This window comes from Pseudomonas sp. UBT (assembly GCF_050915955.1).
GTDB lineage: Bacteria > Pseudomonadota > Gammaproteobacteria > Pseudomonadales > Pseudomonadaceae > Aquipseudomonas > Aquipseudomonas antarctica_A.
The window spans coordinates 4,727,995-4,743,240 of sequence record NZ_CP168079.1; the positions used below are offsets into that span (position 1 = coordinate 4,727,995).

Annotated in this window: 17 protein-coding genes; 15 read left to right on the forward strand and 2 right to left on the reverse strand. The window is 62.2% G+C overall.

Annotated features, from left to right (window positions below; translation table 11 throughout):
- Window positions 1-45: 45 nt before the first annotated feature.
- Both ACDZ94_RS21750 and ACDZ94_RS21755 read left to right on the forward strand, forming a co-directional pair.
- Window positions 46-840, forward strand: coding sequence for a helix-turn-helix transcriptional regulator (locus ACDZ94_RS21750; RefSeq protein WP_432750811.1), 795 nt, complete (start codon window positions 46-48; stop codon window positions 838-840).
- Entirely contained in the window at window positions 840-2,309 is a 1,470-nt protein-coding gene (locus ACDZ94_RS21755; protein WP_432751530.1) for an efflux transporter outer membrane subunit, read from the forward strand. The genes ACDZ94_RS21750 and ACDZ94_RS21755 overlap by 1 nt, the downstream gene beginning before the upstream one ends.
- Here the strand turns inward: ACDZ94_RS21755 and hpaA are convergent.
- Window positions 2,236-3,096: a 4-hydroxyphenylacetate catabolism regulatory protein HpaA gene (gene hpaA / locus ACDZ94_RS21760; protein ID WP_064453086.1), complete on the reverse strand. Its 861-nt coding sequence runs from the start codon at window positions 3,094-3,096 to the stop codon at window positions 2,236-2,238. The two genes, ACDZ94_RS21755 and hpaA, sit on opposite strands and share 74 nt — an antisense overlap.
- Before the next feature lie 128 nt (window positions 3,097-3,224).
- Here hpaA and ACDZ94_RS21765 point away from each other — a divergent pair, with 128 nt between their 5' ends.
- Genes ACDZ94_RS21765 through hpaI form a run of 8 tightly spaced genes read left to right on the forward strand, consistent with a single transcriptional unit; the run spans window position 3,225 to window position 10,416 of the window.
- Window positions 3,225-3,890 (forward strand): fumarylacetoacetate hydrolase family protein, encoded by a 666-nt coding sequence (locus ACDZ94_RS21765; RefSeq protein WP_432750812.1) that lies wholly within the window; start codon window positions 3,225-3,227, stop codon window positions 3,888-3,890.
- Entirely contained in the window at window positions 3,887-4,657 is a 771-nt protein-coding gene (locus ACDZ94_RS21770) for a fumarylacetoacetate hydrolase family protein (RefSeq protein WP_432750813.1), read from the forward strand. The genes ACDZ94_RS21765 and ACDZ94_RS21770 overlap by 4 nt, the downstream gene beginning before the upstream one ends.
- 5 nt (window positions 4,658-4,662) lie before the next feature.
- Window positions 4,663-6,123, forward strand: a complete 1,461-nt coding sequence (gene hpaE, locus ACDZ94_RS21775) for a 5-carboxymethyl-2-hydroxymuconate semialdehyde dehydrogenase (protein WP_432750814.1) — start codon at window positions 4,663-4,665, stop codon at window positions 6,121-6,123.
- 46 nt (window positions 6,124-6,169) lie between these two features.
- A complete protein-coding gene (hpaD, locus tag ACDZ94_RS21780; RefSeq protein WP_064453089.1) occupies window positions 6,170-7,027 on the forward strand; it encodes a 3,4-dihydroxyphenylacetate 2,3-dioxygenase in 858 nt (285 codons plus the stop codon).
- Between the two features lie 15 nt (window positions 7,028-7,042).
- A complete protein-coding gene (locus ACDZ94_RS21785) occupies window positions 7,043-7,435 on the forward strand; it encodes a 5-carboxymethyl-2-hydroxymuconate Delta-isomerase (protein ID WP_064453090.1) in 393 nt (130 codons plus the stop codon).
- 45 nt (window positions 7,436-7,480) lie between these two features.
- Window positions 7,481-8,785, forward strand: a complete 1,305-nt coding sequence (locus ACDZ94_RS21790; RefSeq protein ID WP_432750815.1) for an MFS transporter — start codon at window positions 7,481-7,483, stop codon at window positions 8,783-8,785.
- A gap of 11 nt (window positions 8,786-8,796) precedes the next feature.
- On the forward strand, window positions 8,797-9,600 hold the full coding sequence (hpaH, locus tag ACDZ94_RS21795; RefSeq protein WP_064453092.1) for a 2-oxo-hept-4-ene-1,7-dioate hydratase: 804 nt from the start codon (window positions 8,797-8,799) through the stop codon (window positions 9,598-9,600).
- Between the two features lie 15 nt (window positions 9,601-9,615).
- On the forward strand, window positions 9,616-10,416 hold the full coding sequence (gene hpaI / locus ACDZ94_RS21800; protein ID WP_432750816.1) for a 4-hydroxy-2-oxoheptanedioate aldolase: 801 nt from the start codon (window positions 9,616-9,618) through the stop codon (window positions 10,414-10,416).
- Between the two features lie 125 nt (window positions 10,417-10,541).
- Here hpaI and hpaR read toward each other — a convergent pair whose 3' ends face one another.
- Complete coding sequence (gene hpaR / locus ACDZ94_RS21805; RefSeq protein WP_064453094.1) at window positions 10,542-10,964, reverse strand: homoprotocatechuate degradation operon regulator HpaR; 423 nt, start codon at window positions 10,962-10,964, stop codon at window positions 10,542-10,544.
- Window positions 10,965-11,172: 208 nt separating this feature from the next.
- Here hpaR and ACDZ94_RS21810 point away from each other — a divergent pair, with 208 nt between their 5' ends.
- Genes ACDZ94_RS21810 through ACDZ94_RS21830 form a run of 5 tightly spaced genes read left to right on the forward strand, consistent with a single transcriptional unit; the run spans window position 11,173 to window position 15,241 of the window.
- Entirely contained in the window at window positions 11,173-12,471 is a 1,299-nt protein-coding gene (locus ACDZ94_RS21810) for an NAD(P)/FAD-dependent oxidoreductase (protein WP_432750817.1), read from the forward strand.
- A gap of 29 nt (window positions 12,472-12,500) precedes the next feature.
- The gene (locus ACDZ94_RS21815) at window positions 12,501-12,866 is read left to right on the forward strand and encodes a cupin domain-containing protein (protein ID WP_064453096.1); all 366 of its coding nucleotides are present in this window, start codon (window positions 12,501-12,503) and stop codon (window positions 12,864-12,866) included.
- Window positions 12,867-12,878: 12 nt separating this feature from the next.
- A complete protein-coding gene (locus ACDZ94_RS21820) occupies window positions 12,879-13,700 on the forward strand; it encodes a molybdenum cofactor biosynthesis F family protein (protein ID WP_064453097.1) in 822 nt (273 codons plus the stop codon).
- Complete coding sequence (locus tag ACDZ94_RS21825; protein WP_432750818.1) at window positions 13,693-14,496, forward strand: SDR family NAD(P)-dependent oxidoreductase; 804 nt, start codon at window positions 13,693-13,695, stop codon at window positions 14,494-14,496. Before ACDZ94_RS21820 ends, ACDZ94_RS21825 begins: the two co-directional genes overlap by 8 nt.
- Window positions 14,486-15,241, forward strand: a complete 756-nt coding sequence (locus ACDZ94_RS21830) for an SDR family oxidoreductase (protein WP_262665446.1) — start codon at window positions 14,486-14,488, stop codon at window positions 15,239-15,241. The genes ACDZ94_RS21825 and ACDZ94_RS21830 overlap by 11 nt, the downstream gene beginning before the upstream one ends.
- Window positions 15,242-15,246: the final 5 nt, after the last annotated feature.

Here is a 15,246-nt window from a genome sequence, read left to right on the forward strand (position 1 = left end):
CCAGGGCGTCCGTTGACGGTTTTCGACATCAAGGATGAGATGGCTATGAGTCTGACCCGCAGTATTGGCGACACGCACAGCCCGCATTTCTATGCAGAAATGGGCGAGTTGATTTCTAACAGCGGCCAGGAAAACTTCGCCGCCAACATGCTGCATCTGGTGGATAAATGGGTACCAATTCACTTGGTCGACCTGAGTGAATGGACCCTGGACGAACTGCGCGACAACGTGCTCGACATCAAGCTGCTCGGCAGCGCCGGGCTGCAAAAGGACTGGTCTGCCCCGCAGACCGTGCATGCGCTGAATGACCATCCGCTGTTGCGGGAAATGCTGCGCATGCAAGACCCACTGCTGATCCAGATGAAGGCCAAAGCCAACAGCGCGCATCCGCGTGGCAGCTCGCACCAGTGCAATCTGGTATCGCGTCAGGGCAATCGGCGCTGCGTGATTTCGTTCTACCGCTCGCCCACCCAGCAGGGCTTTTCCCTGGCGCAGTTGTCGTTTCTCAAATGCTTGTCGGAGACCTTATTGCCCTTGCTGGAGCGGCATGCGCACCTTCTGCGTCTGACGCCGCACGCCGAGTCCGAGCCGGCCCAGAACCTGCTGGAACAATCGCAGTTGCAGCGCGAGTTCTACAAGCGTTTGTCCCTCAGCGATATCACCCTGTCGGCGCGCGAGCAGGAAGTTTGCCTCGGCCTGTTGACCGGCGGCACCGTGCCGCAGATGGCGGAAAAACTCAGCGTGAAAAACAGCTCGATCGAAACCTACCTCAAGCGCGCCGCAGCCAAATTGGGCGTGAGTGGGCGGCATGGATTGGCCAAATGGATGGTTGGCGCCTGATGAACAAATGGACACTCACCAGCGTAGGCGTGGCCTGGATGCTCGGCGGTTGTTCGCTGATCCCCGAGTACCAACGGCCTGCGGCGCCGACACCTGCGCAGTACCCCCAAGGCGGCGTCTACAGCCTGGCGCAGGCCGACACCGTGGCAGTAAAGCCGGACTGGCAGCAACTGTTTCACGACCCGGCCTTGCAACAGCTGATTGGCAACGCGCTGGTCAACAACCGTGACCTCAGGGTGGCCGCGCTGAATGTGGAAGCGTTCCAGGCCCAGTACCGCATCCAGCGTGCGGACCTGTTCCCGGCGGTGTCCGCAACAGGCGCCGGCAAACGCCAGAAGTTGCCGGCCGATGTAACCGGCACCGGCAAGTCGGCGATCACGTCCAACTATTCGGCCACGTTAGGGCTCAGCGCCTATGAGCTGGATTTGTTCGGCCGCGTGCGCAGCCTCAGCGAGCAGGCGATGCTCACTTACCTGGGCACCGAGGAAGCCCGGCGCAGCACACAACTGAGCCTGGTCGCCAACGTCGCCAATGCCTACCTGACCTGGCGCGCCGACCAGGAACTGCTGGCCCTGGCGCAGCAAACCCTGACGGCCAACGACCACAGCTGGCAACTGACCAGCCGCAGCAAAAGTGCGGGCAAGGCTTCGGCGCTGGAGGTGGTACAAGCCCGCACGGCCGTCGAAAGTACCCGCGCCAGCGTGGCCCGTTATGAGCGCCAGGTCGCCCAGGACCTCAACAACCTTGCCCTGCTGGTCGGCGGCCCGGTGGATGAGCACCTGCCGTCGCGGCCACTGGCCGATGATCTGGTGGCGCGCGTGCCCGCAGGCTTGCCCTCCGACCTGCTGCAACGGCGCCCGGATATCCTCCAGGCCGAGTACCAGTTGCAAGCGGCCAACGCGAATATCGGCGCGGCCCGCGCAGCGTTTTTTCCTTCGGTCACCCTCACGGCCAACGCCGGCAGCACCAGCACCGAACTGTCAGGGTTGTTCAAGGGAGGCACGGGCACCTGGACCTTCCAACCGCAAATCAACCTGCCGATCTTCAACGCCGGCAGCCTGCGTGCCAGCCTCGACTACGCCAAATTGCAGAAAGACATTACGGTGGCCCAGTACGAAAAATCCATCCAGACCGCGTTCCAGGAAGTCGCCGACGGCCTCGCCGCCCGTCAGACGTTCAACGACCAACTGCAGGCGCAACGGGATTTCGTCGCGGCCAACCAGGCCTATTACGACCTGGCCCAACACCGCTACCGCAGCGGTGTCGACAGCAACCTGACGTTCCTTGATGCGCAGCGCTCGCTGTTCAGTTCACAGCAGGCGCTGATCGTCGATCGGTTGGCCCAATTGGTCGCGGAGGTGAACCTGTATACGGCGCTGGGTGGCGCGTGGAACGTCAACTCAACCCCGACTGCCGCAGCCGGTACTCCCCCGGCGTCACCTGTGCGTAACGAAGGAAAAACCGGCTGAAATACGCTGGGTCTTTGAACCCCAGCTGGTAGCAGATTTCATTCGCCGAGCTGCCGGTAAACAGCAGCAGGCGCTTGGCTTCCTGCATGACCCGTTCCAGGATCAGGCGCTTGGACGGCAGGTCGGCCATGCGCCGGCAGACTTCATTGAGCCGCGCGACGGTGACACCGACCTCCCCGGCGTAACGTGCCAGCGGCCAATGCTCCAGGTAATGCGCTTCGATCAGTTCGTTGAAACGATGGAAGATACGCAGGTCTTCATGCCGCGTCGGGCGCGCCGGCAGCGAGTTGGCACACAGGCGCAGCAGGCGAATCATGATCAGGCGCGTCAGGCTTTCCAGTGCAGCGGCGCGCCCTGCCCACTGGGCGTTGATCTCGCTGCTTAACGCTTCGAACAGTTGATCCAATCCTTGGGCATCTGCCTTCAGCGCCACACACGCGGCCCCGGAGGCAAGGCTCGGGTCGGCGTCAATCAAGGCCCACACCCATTGCTGACGCACCGTCAGCACATGCCCGTCCGCATCCGGTTCAGTCACAAACGCATGGGGCACCGTGGGCGGTGTGAGAAAAAACATCGGCCCTGATTCAACGTACTGGCGATCATCCAGATACACCCGCACCGCGCCGCTCTTCACGTAATGCACCTGGAAAAATCGGTCATGCCGATGCACGGGCATATTGCGCCCGAAAAATCCTGCCAGGTTGGCGAGCTTGTCGTAATGCACCTCGGCATCGCTGTAACGCTGGTCGTAGACCTGCCCGATGTTGATGTTGGGAATCGGCTTCACAGTGCACTCTTCTTGTTGTTCGGATGCTGCTGGATTTTGCCATGCTTGACGGTAGTTAACATATTAATTATAACGTTAATACATTAACGAACTGCCTATGCAGCAGTCGCCACCGCCAGGAGAAACGCATGAGCCGTACCCTGCATGATGTTGCCAGCGGCACCCTGTTCGGCGTTGCGCTGAACTACCAGGGCTTGCTGGACCAGCATCTCGCCGCCTTCCAGCAGGCGCCCTATCAGCAGCCGCCGAGCAAACCGGTGCTGTTTATCAAGACCCCGAATACGCGCAATGAGCACGACGGTGTGGTGGTGTTTCCTCAGGGTGAACGCCTGCAACCAGGGCCGGCCCTGGGTGTGGTGATCGGCCAGCGTGCCAGCCGCGTCAGCCTGGAAAACGCCATGGCGCATGTGGCCGGTTATGTGGTGGTGAATGAATTCAACCTGCCGGAAGACAGTTACTACCGCCCCGCCGTGAAAGCCAAATGCCGCGATGGTTTTTGTGCCTTCGGGCCGGATTGGGTCGCGCGGGATCAGGTGACCAACCCCAATCAACTGAGCCTCAGACTCTTCGTCAACGGCGAACTGCGCCAGCAAAACTCCACCGCCAATTGGGTACGGGATATTGCGCAATTGATCGCCGAAATCAGCGAGTTCATGACCCTGCACCCTGGCGACGTGCTGATTACCGGCACCCCGGAAGGTCGCGTGGATGTGCAGCCTGGAGACAGGGTTGAAGTTGAAATCAGCGGTGTCGGTCGCTTGGCCAACACCGTGCAGGCGGAGGCAGCGCGATGAAACACGCCCGTATTCGTTTTGAAGGCGCGATCCATGCCGTGCACGTGGAGGCGGATTACAGCGTGCGCCTGAGCGATGGCCGGTTGCTCGCCGAAGAACACGTGGAGTGGCTGCCGCCCGCCACCGGCACGATGTTCGCCCTGGGCCTGAACTACGCCGACCACGCCGCCGAGTTGGCATTCAAACCGCCCACCGAGCCCCTGGCATTCATCAAGTCCGTCGGCACCTACACCGGCCACCGGCAGGTTACCTGGCGCCCGGACAACGTCGCCTACATGCACTACGAGTGCGAGCTGGTGGCGGTAATCGGCAAGACTGCGCGCAACGTCAAGCGCGCCGACGCCCTGGATTACCTGGCCGGTTACACGGTGTGCAACGACTACGCGATCCGCGACTACCTGGAAAACTACTACCGCCCCAACCTGCGCGTTAAAAACCGCGACGCCACCACCCCGGTCGGCCCGTGGATCGTCGATGTGGCGGATGTGCCCGACCCGAGCAACCTGACCCTGCGCACCTGGATCAACGGTGAGCTGCGCCAGGAAGGCAGCACCCGCGACATGATTTTCGACATTCCCTACCTCATCGAATACCTGTCCAGCTTCATGACCCTGCAACCCGGCGACATGATCGCCACCGGCACGCCCGAAGGCCTGGCCGATGTGGTGCCGGGTGACGAAGTGGTGGTGGAAGTCGAAGGCGTGGGCCGCCTGGTCAACCGAATTGTCAGCGAGGCGGAATTCTTTTCCACCCGGAAAGAGGCTTGAGCACCATGATCAAACACTGGATCAACGGCCGTGAGGTCGAAAGCAAAGACACCTTCATGAACTACAACCCGGCCACCGGCGAGGCCATCGGCGAAGTCGCCAGCGGTGGGCCTGAAGAAGTCGCGCAGGCTGTCGCGGCCGCTAAAGAAGCGTTTCCCAAATGGGCCAACACCCCGGCCAGGGAGCGCGCACGCTTGATGCGCAAGCTCGGTGAGTTGATCGAGCAGAACGTACCGCGCCTGGCCGAACTGGAAACCCTCGACACCGGCCTGCCGATCCACCAGACCAAAAATGTGCTGATCCCGCGGGCCTCACACAACTTCGATTTTTTCGCAGAAGTGTGCACACGCATGGACGGCCATAGCTACCCGGTGGACGATCAGATGCTCAACTACACCCTCTACCAGCCGGTGGGCGTGTGCGGGTTGGTGTCGCCGTGGAATGTGCCGTTCATGACCGCCACCTGGAAAACCGCGCCGTGCCTGGCGCTGGGCAATACGGCGGTGTTGAAGATGTCGGAACTGTCGCCACTGACCGCCAACGAACTGGGACGCCTGGCGGTGGAAGCCGGAATTCCAAACGGCGTGCTCAATGTGATTCAAGGCTACGGCGCCACCGCCGGTGACGCGCTGGTACGCCACCCGGATGTACGCGCCATTTCGTTCACCGGCGGCACCGCCACCGGCAAGAAAATCATGCAGACCGCCGGCCTGAAAAAGTACTCGATGGAGCTCGGCGGCAAGTCGCCGGTGCTGATCTTTGAAGATGCCGACCTTGAGCGCGCGCTCGACGCCGCGCTGTTCACCATCTTTTCGCTGAATGGTGAACGCTGCACCGCCGGCAGCCGGGTCTTTATCCAGGAAAGTGTCTACCCGCAGTTTGTCGCTGAGTTTGCCGCGCGGGCCAAGCGGCTGATTGTGGGCGACCCTCAAGACCCCAAGACCCAGGTCGGTTCGATGATCACCCAGGCGCACTACGACAAGGTCACCGGCTATATCAAAATCGGCCTCGAAGAAGGTGCCACTCTGCTCGCCGGCGGCCTGGAACGCCCGGCCAATTTACCGGCGCACCTGAGCAAAGGTCAGTTTATCCAGCCCACGGTGTTTGCCGATGTGAACAACAAGATGCGCATCGCCCAGGAAGAAATCTTCGGCCCGGTGGTGTGCCTGATTCCGTTCAAGGACGAAGCCGAGGCGCTGCAATTGGCCAACGATACCGAGTACGGCCTGGCGTCGTATATCTGGACGCAGGACATCGGCAAGGCCCATCGCCTGGCGCGCGGGATTGAAGCCGGCATGGTATTTATCAACAGCCAGAATGTGCGTGACCTGCGCCAGCCCTTCGGCGGCGTAAAAGGTTCCGGCACCGGGCGCGAAGGCGGCCAGTACAGTTTTGAAGTGTTTGCCGAGATCAAGAACGTGTGCATTTCCATGGGCAGCCATCACATCCCGCGTTGGGGCGTGTAACCCTCACATTGCACTCCAACAAGAATAAATACTCAGGAGAATGATCATGGGCGAAGTGGTCCTGGCGGCGAAGATCTGCCACGTACCGTCGATGTACCTGTCGGAACTGCCCGGCAAACATCATGGCTGTCGCGAAGCGGCGATTGCCGGCCACACGGAAATCGGCCGCCGCGCCCGAGAATTGGGGGCGGACACAGCCGTGGTGTTTGACGTGCACTGGCTGGTCAACAGCGGCTATCACGTCAACTGCGGTGAGCATTTCCAGGGCACCTACACCAGTAACGAGCTGCCGCACTTCATCAAGAACATGGAATACGCCTACCCCGGTTGCCCCGAGCTGGGCGCGTTGATCGCCGCCGAGGCCAACCTGGCCGGTGTGCGCACCATGGCCCATAACATCCCGAGCCTGGAGCTGGAATACGGCACGTTGGTGCCCATGCGCTACATGCACATGGGCGTGCCGGAGGATGAAAAACTCAAGGTCATTTCCATCGCCGCGTGGTGCGCCTGGCATCGCCTGGAAGACAGCTTTGCGTTTGGTGCCGCCGTGCGCCGGGCTATCGAAAAGAGTGACCGCAAGGTGCTGGTGCTGGCCTCCGGCTCACTCTCCCACCGTTTTTCGGATGACCGTGAAGCCGAGGCGAACATCCATAACTGGACCCGTGAATTCGATAAGCAGATGGACCTGCACGTGGTGCAAATGTGGCAGCAAGGCCGCTTCAAGGAGTTCTGCGCGATGCTGCCGGACTACGCCGAACACTGTTTTGGCGAAGGCAAGATGCACGACACCGCCATGCTGCTGGGCCTGCTCGGCGGGCCGGACTATGCCAAACCGGCCGAGATCATCACGGCGCCGTTCGGCAGTTCGGGCACCGGCCAGGTCAACGCGATCTTTCCCCTGTAACCCTGGGAGGCAACCATGCCGCACTTTATCGCCGAGTACACCGACAACATCGAACCACAGGCCGACCTGCCCGGCCTGTTTGAAAAGATCCACCGCGTGCTGGGGGACAGTGGCGTGTTTCCCCTTGGCGGCATCCGCAGCCGTGGCGTGCGCCTGGACACCTGGCGCATGGCCGATGGCAAGCACGACTACGCCTTTGTGCATATGACCCTCAAGGTGGGTCATGGCCGCGACCTGCCCACGCGACAGGCGGTGGCCGAGGCCGTGTTCGCGACGATCAGCGCGCACTTTGCCGAGCTGCAGGCGCAACGCTTGCTGGCGCTGTCATTCGAGATGGTCGAACTGCACCCGCAGCTCAACTTCAAGCAGAACAACGTGCATGCATTTCTGAACAACCCGGCGGGCTGAGTCCCGCCCTCCCCTCACGGCCACTCAGACAAAAAGTACAACACCATGAGCACAGCCAATTCCACTGCCAGCCTCGTGCTGGCCGAGCACGACCGCACCCATCGTTTAGTCACCTGGCGCCTGATGCCGCTGTTGTTGGTCTGTTACCTGTTCGCCCATCTGGACCGCATCAACATCGGCTTCGCGAAGATGCAGATGAGCAGTGACCTGCACTTCAGCGACACGGTCTACGGCTTTGGCGCCGGGCTGTTTTTTATCGCCTACGCGCTGTTCGGCGTACCCAGCAATATGGCACTTGACCGGGTCGGGCCACGGCGCTGGATCGCCAGCCTGATGGTGGTGTGGGGCCTGTTGTCCACCGGCATGTTGTGGGTCGAGAGTGCCCGTGGTTTCTATGTGCTGCGCTTTTTGCTGGGGGTGGCCGAGGCCGGGTTTTTCCCGGGCATCCTGGTGTTTCTCAACCGCTGGTACCCGGCACGCCGGCGTGCCCAGGTCACCGCGCTGTTCGCCATTGCAGTGCCGATGGCCGGCGTGTTGGGCGGACCACTCTCCGGGGCGATTCTGGAGAACTTCCACGACGTGGGCAGCCTGCGCGGCTGGCAGTGGATGTTTCTGATCGAAGGCGCGCCGGTGGTGCTGCTGGGGCTGGTGGTGCTCAAGTGCTTGCCGGACGGTTTCGACTCGGTGAACTGGCTGACGGCCGAGCAAAAACAGCAACTGCGCGCCCAACTGAGCAGCGAAGAACAGCGCAAGACCATCACCTCGTTCAGCGGCATCCTGCGTGACCCGCAGGTGTGGCTGTTGGTGGCGGTGTACTTTGCGGTGATGCTGGCGGTAAACACCCTGGCGTTCTGGATGCCGACCCTGATCCACGGCGCTGGCATCGGCCGCGACAGCCAGGTTGGCCTGCTCAGCGCCGTGCCGTATCTGGCCGGGTGCTTCTTCATGATCGGCTGCGGACGCTCGTCCGACCGACACCGCGAACGTCGCTGGCACCTGTGTGTGCCATTGCTGATGGCCGCCGTCGGTATCGCCGTGACCGGCCTGGCGCCAGGCAATCCGCTGCTGGTGATGAGCGGGCTAGTGGTCGCCGGCATGGGCGCCAGTGCCGCCCTGCCGATGTTCTGGCAACTGCCGCCAGCGTTTCTCTCCAACACCACCCAGGCCGCCGGCATCGCCATGATCAGCTCGTTCGGCAGCGTCGCCGCGTTCCTCGCGCCGTACCTGATCGGCTGGATGCGCGACGCCACCCAGAGCGCCAGCCTCGCGCTTTACGTACTCGCCCTGTTTATCGCCCTCGGCGGCCTGCTGGTGCTGCGCACCCACGCCGCCATCGTCAACCCACACTAGAGACCGTTGCCATGCTCGACTCACAGCACATCCATGAGGCCGCTACCCGTCTGGACCGCGCCGAACGCAGCCGCGAACAGGTGCGCCAGTTCTCCCTCGACTACCCTGGCATCACGATTGAAGACGCCTACGCCATCCAACGCGCCTGGGTCGCGCAGAAGATCAAGGACGGCCGTACCTTGAAGGGTCACAAAATCGGCCTGACTTCACGGGCCATGCAAGTGTCATCGAACATCACCGAACCCGACTATGGCGCGCTGCTCGATGACATGTTTTTCGACGAAGGCAGTGATATTCCCTTCGAGCGTTTCATTGTGCCTCGGGTGGAAGTGGAACTGGCCTTCATCCTCGGCAAACCGCTCAAGGGCCCGAACTGCACGGTGTTCGACGTCCTCGACGCCACTGAGTGGGTGATCCCGGCGCTGGAGATCATCGACGCGCGCATCCAACAGGTCGACCCACAGACCCACGCGACCCGCAAGGTCTTCGACACGATCTCCGACAACGCCGCGAATGCGGGAGTGGTGATGGGCGGCCGCGCCGTGCGGCCCACCGACATCGACCTGCGCAAAGTGCCGGCGGTGCTGTACCGCAATGGCGTGATCGAGGAGTCCGGGGTGTCGGCTGCGGTGCTTAACCACCCGGCCAAGGGCGTGGCGTGGCTGGCCAACAAGCTGGCGGCGTATGACGTCACGCTGCTGCCCGGGCAAATCATCCTCGGTGGCTCGTTTACACGCCCGGTGGCGGCACGCCCCGGCGATACCTTCCATGTCGACTACGACACGCTCGGGTCGATCGCCTGCCGTTTCGTCTGACCACTGGAGATTGTCATGGACATGCCTGTCAACCGCTTCAAACAACGCCTGAACAAGGGCGACGTACAGATCGGCCTGTGGCTCGGCCTGGCGGATGCCTACTGTGCCGAACTGGCCGCCAACGCCGGTTTCGATTGGTTGCTGATCGATGGCGAACACGCGCCCAACGCTCTGCCAGGCATGCTTGGCCAATTGCAGGCCATCGCGCCCTATCCCAGCCAGGCGCTGATTCGCCCGGTGATCGGCGACAGCGCGCTGATCAAGCAACTGCTGGATATCGGCGCTCAGACATTACTGGTGCCAATGGTTGAAAGCGCCGCGCAGGCCCGCGAACTGGTGCGTGCCATGCGCTACCCGCCCCAGGGCATTCGTGGCGTCGGCAGTGCTTTGGCCCGCGCTTCGCGCTGGAACAGCATCCCCGGTTACCTCGACCAGGCCGATGAGCAGATGTGCCTCCTGGTGCAGATTGAAAGCGCTGAAGGCCTGGCCAATCTGGACGCCATCGCCGCAGTCGAAGGCGTGGACGGTGTGTTTATCGGCCCGGCGGATTTAAGTGCGTCCATGGGGCATCGCGGTAACCCGGGGCACGTTGCGGTGCAGGCGGCAATTGAACAGGCAATCACGCGCATCGTACACGCGGGCAAGGCGGCGGGAATTCTCAGTGCGGATGAAACGCTGGCGCGGCGCTACATCGAACTGGGTGCGACGTTTGTGGCGGTGGGTGTGGATACCACGGTGTTGATGCGTGGCTTGCAGAGTTTGGCGGGGAGATTCAAGGGCGCTCCCGAAGCCTCACACACCGGTGGTGTCTACTGAGATCTCATGTGGGAGCTGGCTTGCCTGCGATGGCGGTGGGCCAATGGGGTTAGTTGTCACAGGTACACCGCTATCGCAGGCAAGCCAGCTCCCACACTTTGATGTGTGGCGTTTGAGCAATTGTTTCAGCGCTTGATGTTCTTCAAGTCATCCAGCAGGCCCAACAGGGCCTCGAACTTCTCCGTACCGAATTGATCCTGCAAGCGCTGGTAGTTGGCTTCCATGCAATGGCTCATGGACTCGAAACTCGCCTTGCCCTTGTCGGCCAGGGTCACCAGCACACGGCGCTGGTCCTGCTCGGCCTTGCGCCGGTGCACCATGCCGGCGGTCTCCATGCGCACCAGCACGCCGGTCATGCTCGGTTTGAGGATGCAGGCCAGTTCCGCCAGTTGGTAAATCTCCAGCTCACCGTGTTGCTCAAGGATGCGGATGATCCGCCATTGCTGTTCGGTCAGGCCGTGTTCATTCAGGGAGGGCCGGAAAAAACTCATGGCAGCTTCGCGGGCTTGCAGCAGGGCCAATGTCAGGGATTGTCGAGGTTTAAGCATAGGGATCAGGGTCACGGGTTATTTAGTTAATAATTTAACGAAACTCTAGCATTCCCGGCCAGTGAGCGCGCTATAACTTGTTTGCCGCACCTGCCCATGGCGCGCTGAATCAAAAGCCTGGGCACGCAGGGTCAAGACATCCGTCCCGCCAGGGCCCCTAATGGAGGCATCCGCTTTAGCGCCTTCCTTCACCTTTTCAGGCTGCGCCATGATCAACATCGAAACCCCCACGTATTACACCGCCACCAAGAAATACAACCTCAGCTTCCCCACGCTGGAGCAGGACATCGACGCCGATGTCGTGGTGATTGGCGGCGGTTTCTCCGGTATCAACACTGCCCTGGAACTGGCGGAAAAAGGCATCACCAATGTTGTGGTGCTCGAAGCGCGCTACCTGGGCTTTGGCGGCACCGGGCGCAACGGCGGGCAAATCATGGCGGGCATCGGCCATGACCTGGAGAAGATCAAGAAGGATGTGGGCGAAGACGGCCTGCGCCAGGTGTTCGAGATCAGCGACCTGGGCGCCGACATCATCAAGAACCGCATCGCCAAGTACAACATCGACGCGGATTTCTGCCACGGCTATGGCTACATGGGCTTCAACGCCCGCCAGGAAAAAACCCTGCGCGCCTGGGAAAAGGACTTCAAGTCGATCAACAGCCAGCATGAGATCCGCTTTCTCGGCGGCGCCGACGTGCAGCAGATCATCGGTTCCACAGCCTATACCAGCGCCCTGCTGCACATGGGCGGCGGGCATGTGCACTCGCTCAACCTGCTGTTGGGCGAAGCCACCGCCCTGGCCAGCCATGGCGTACGGATTTTCGAGAACAGCCCGGCCCTGGACGTCAGTTATGGCGAGCGCATCACCGTGCGCACCGGCCGCGGCTCGGTCCGCGCCAGCAAGTTGCTGTGGGCCTGCGACAGTTTCCTCAACAAGCTGGAACCGGAGCTGCACCGTTCGACCATCAACACCTACGCGTTCCAGATGATGACCGAGCCGTTGTCCGAGGAGCTGATCCAACGCATCAGCCCGATTCGCGGGGCCTACAGCGACATTCGCCCGGTGATCGACTACTACCGCGTAACCAATGAAAACCGCTTGCTGTTCGGTGCCGCGACGCCACTGGTGGAGCATATTCCCGGCGACCTGAAGGCCTGGAACCGCAACCTGATGCTGAAGATTTTCCCCTACCTCAAGGACGTGAAAATCGACCTGGCGTGGGGCGGGCCGATGGCGTGCAGCCCTAATCTGTTTCCGCAGATCGGCACTTTGCCAGGGCGCAGCAACGCGTTTTTCGTGCAGGGCTATTCAGGTTTTGGCGTCACCCCCAGCCACATCATCTGCAAGGTCCTGGCCGAAGGCATGAGCGAAGGCTCGGCGCGGTATGACCTGGTCAGCTCGATTCATCGCCCGACCATCATCGGCAAGGACGCGATCCGCCCCTTGCTGCTGACGGCAGGCAAATCCTGGCACCAACTTTCCGGCTACTGGAACGGGCGCCGCTAATTTTCATTTCCTTATCAGGAGCAACTGCCATGACCCTTACCACCCTCAAGCACAACGTGCAGCTGTCGGAACTCGACGCCTGGGGTACCGTGGCCGATCTCGGCTCAGAGATCCTCGAAGGCGAGGTGCGTGCCTTCGGCAAGATGACCTTCGGCGCGCCTACCGATCCGGTCAGCAGTGCTTACTTCGGCACCACACAGGGCAAGTTCCGCATGGTCTACCCGTTCGCTGAGCAGGCCACAGTGGTGACCGGCGAAGTGGTCCTGACCGACGAATCCACCGGCCAATCCGCGCGCTACAAGGCCGGCGACAGCTGGTTCGTGACCAAGGGCACACCCGTGCTGTGGGAAGTGGTCAGCGAGAGTTTCGTCAAACACTACTTCGCCGTTGCCTAAGGGAGCGTTGCCATGACGAGTTCCCCAGACTGGATCACCGTGGGCGCCCTGGCCGACGGGTTTGCCCCGCAAGCGTTTATCCTGCCCAACCTCGCCGAACTGGCCGGCAAGACGTTTACCCTGCACTTCGCCAATGGCTGGCAGATCGAGCACCGTTTCGAGCAGGACCGCCTGGCCTGGCAGGCCGCCGACGGGCACTCCAGCGGCAGCGCGCCCTACCGCGCCACCTCGATTCGCCCGGGGTTGTACCTGGTGGACTTCATCAAGCATGAGGCCGGGCAAAGCTGGTCGATCAGCCTGGTGCTGGATACACCGGGCGAGTCGTTTACGGCGGTGATCGGCCGCCTGCCCGAACAATCGGAAACCCACGAAGGCCTTTACCACCGAGCCCTGGCCGGTAAACCGCTGAGCTCGGTGCAGGTCGACTTCCTGCACGGCAGCCTCGACCGCCCGTGGCAAGACGGCCACTGCCTGCATGCGCCAACCGACGAACTGCTGGGCCTGCGCAATCAATATCGCTACAGCCCCAGCGAAATCTATGAGCACATCTACCTCAACCCACGCTTCTATGCCTGGCAATGTTTGAAGGGCGTGGAGCAAGGCTTGTGCGACACCGACCGCTGCCACTACTACAAGATCGCCGAACAGCTGTACCTGTTTGTGTGGCAAGAAAAAATCGTACCCACCCTCGGCCTGGTGCTGATCGACCTGCAACAGCACCGCAGCGACGGCAAAATTTTTGGCTACGCCGGGGCGTCATTCGATGCGCTGTCGAACTTCCCCATCAGCTCCTATTGCCAGGTGCTTAACCGCACGGAGTACCCTCGTGACTGAGCCGCGCACGGTCGTCATCACGGGTGCCGGCACCGGTATCGGCGCTGCGTGTGCGCGGTTGTATGCCGAGGACGACGCGCGGTTGGTGCTGATCGGCAGGCGCCGTGAGCCGCTGGAACAGGTGGCCCGACAAACCGGCGGGCTGATCCTGGTGGGCGACGCCGCCTGCCCGGACACCTGGGACGGGTTTATCCGGCAGATCCGCGAACACTACGGGCGCCTGGATGTGCTGCTGGCTTGCGCGGGTGGCCATGGCGTGGGCAGCGCGACCCAGACCAGCCCGGCCACTTGGGAAAGTGCACTGCGCAGCAACCTCGACAGCGCGTTCTACAGCGCCCGCGCCTGCCTGCCGATGTTGCAGGAAAGCGCGGGCAATATTGTGCTGATCGGCTCCATCGCCTCGTTGGCGGCAGGGCCCGACGTGTGCGGCTACACCACGGCCAAGCATGCGCTCCTCGGGCTTAACCGCTCTCTCGCGCGGGATTATGGGCCCCACGGCGTGCGGGTGAACACGGTATGCCCGGGCTGGGTGCACACCCCCATGGCTGATGCGGAAATGCAGCCGCTGATGAATGCCTATGGCGATACGCTGCAACAGGCTTATGAACGGGTGTGCGCCGATGTGCCGCTGCGCCGGGCCGCACGCGCCGAGGAAATCGCCAAAGCCTGTCGCTTCCTGGCGTCCAGTGATGCATCGATCATCACCGGGGCGACGTTGGTCGCCGACGGCGGTTCGAGCATTGTCGATGTGCCCACATTGGCCTTCACGCGACTGGAGCCCAGCCATGGTGAATGACCTGGATTTCAGCGGACGTGTGGTGTTGGTCACCGGCGGCGCGCAAGGCATTGGGCTCGGTATCGTCGAAGCGTTTGCCCGTCGCGGCGCGCAGGTCGTGATTGCCGACCGCCTGCTCGCGCAAGCCCAGGAGGTTGCCGCCGCACTCTGCGTGCAGGGTTACCGCGTCGAAGCCGTGGGCGTCGACCTGGCGGAGTCAGAGGCGGTGTTCGCCTGTGTTCAAGGGTTGGCGCGGCTGGATGTCCTGGTGCACAACGCCGGGTATTTTCCGCTGACGGCGTTTGCCGACATCACCCCGGCCATCCTGCAACGGACCTTGGCGGTCAACCTGTCAGCATTGTTCTGGCTGACCCAGGCGGCCTTGCCGGCGTTTCGCGCGCAGGGTCGTGGTTGCGTGCTGGTGACGTCTTCGGTCACCGGCAATCGGGTCGGCTATCCAGGGCTCAGTCATTACGCGGCGTCCAAGGCCGGGGTCAACGGCTTTATTCGCAACGCGGCGCTGGAATTGGCGTCGCTGAAGGTGCGGGTGAATGGTGTGGAGCCGGGCATGATCGTCACGCCGGCGATGGGCAACCTGGGCGACGCCGCGCTGAATGCCAGCATCGCCAGCCGCGTGCCGCTCGGGCGCCTGGGCTCGGCGGCGGATATCGCCGGCGCCATGCTGTTTCTGGCCTCCGATCTGGCCGGCTATATCACCGGCCAAACCCTGGTGGTGGACGGCGGGTCGACCTTGCCGGAAGTCTGAAACCC

Bases quoted from the DNA above. Each gene is read 5' to 3' on its own strand.
- ACDZ94_RS21750 (WP_432750811.1), top strand. From the start codon at position 46: ATGAGTCTGACCCGCAGTATTGGCGACACGCACAGCCCGCATTTCTAT.
- ACDZ94_RS21755 (WP_432751530.1), top strand. From the start codon at position 840: ATGAACAAATGGACACTCACCAGCGTAGGCGTGGCCTGGATGCTCGGC.
- ACDZ94_RS21765 (WP_432750812.1), top strand. From the start codon at position 3,225: ATGAGCCGTACCCTGCATGATGTTGCCAGCGGCACCCTGTTCGGCGTT.
- ACDZ94_RS21770 (WP_432750813.1), top strand. From the start codon at position 3,887: ATGAAACACGCCCGTATTCGTTTTGAAGGCGCGATCCATGCCGTGCAC.
- hpaE (WP_432750814.1), top strand. From the start codon at position 4,663: ATGATCAAACACTGGATCAACGGCCGTGAGGTCGAAAGCAAAGACACC.
- hpaD (WP_064453089.1), top strand. From the start codon at position 6,170: ATGGGCGAAGTGGTCCTGGCGGCGAAGATCTGCCACGTACCGTCGATG.
- ACDZ94_RS21785 (WP_064453090.1), top strand. From the start codon at position 7,043: ATGCCGCACTTTATCGCCGAGTACACCGACAACATCGAACCACAGGCC.
- ACDZ94_RS21790 (WP_432750815.1), top strand. From the start codon at position 7,481: ATGAGCACAGCCAATTCCACTGCCAGCCTCGTGCTGGCCGAGCACGAC.
- hpaH (WP_064453092.1), top strand. From the start codon at position 8,797: ATGCTCGACTCACAGCACATCCATGAGGCCGCTACCCGTCTGGACCGC.
- hpaI (WP_432750816.1), top strand. From the start codon at position 9,616: ATGGACATGCCTGTCAACCGCTTCAAACAACGCCTGAACAAGGGCGAC.
- hpaR (WP_064453094.1), bottom strand. From the start codon at position 10,964: ATGCTTAAACCTCGACAATCCCTGACATTGGCCCTGCTGCAAGCCCGC.
- ACDZ94_RS21810 (WP_432750817.1), top strand. From the start codon at position 11,173: ATGATCAACATCGAAACCCCCACGTATTACACCGCCACCAAGAAATAC.
- ACDZ94_RS21815 (WP_064453096.1), top strand. From the start codon at position 12,501: ATGACCCTTACCACCCTCAAGCACAACGTGCAGCTGTCGGAACTCGAC.
- ACDZ94_RS21820 (WP_064453097.1), top strand. From the start codon at position 12,879: ATGACGAGTTCCCCAGACTGGATCACCGTGGGCGCCCTGGCCGACGGG.
- ACDZ94_RS21830 (WP_262665446.1), top strand. From the start codon at position 14,486: ATGGTGAATGACCTGGATTTCAGCGGACGTGTGGTGTTGGTCACCGGC.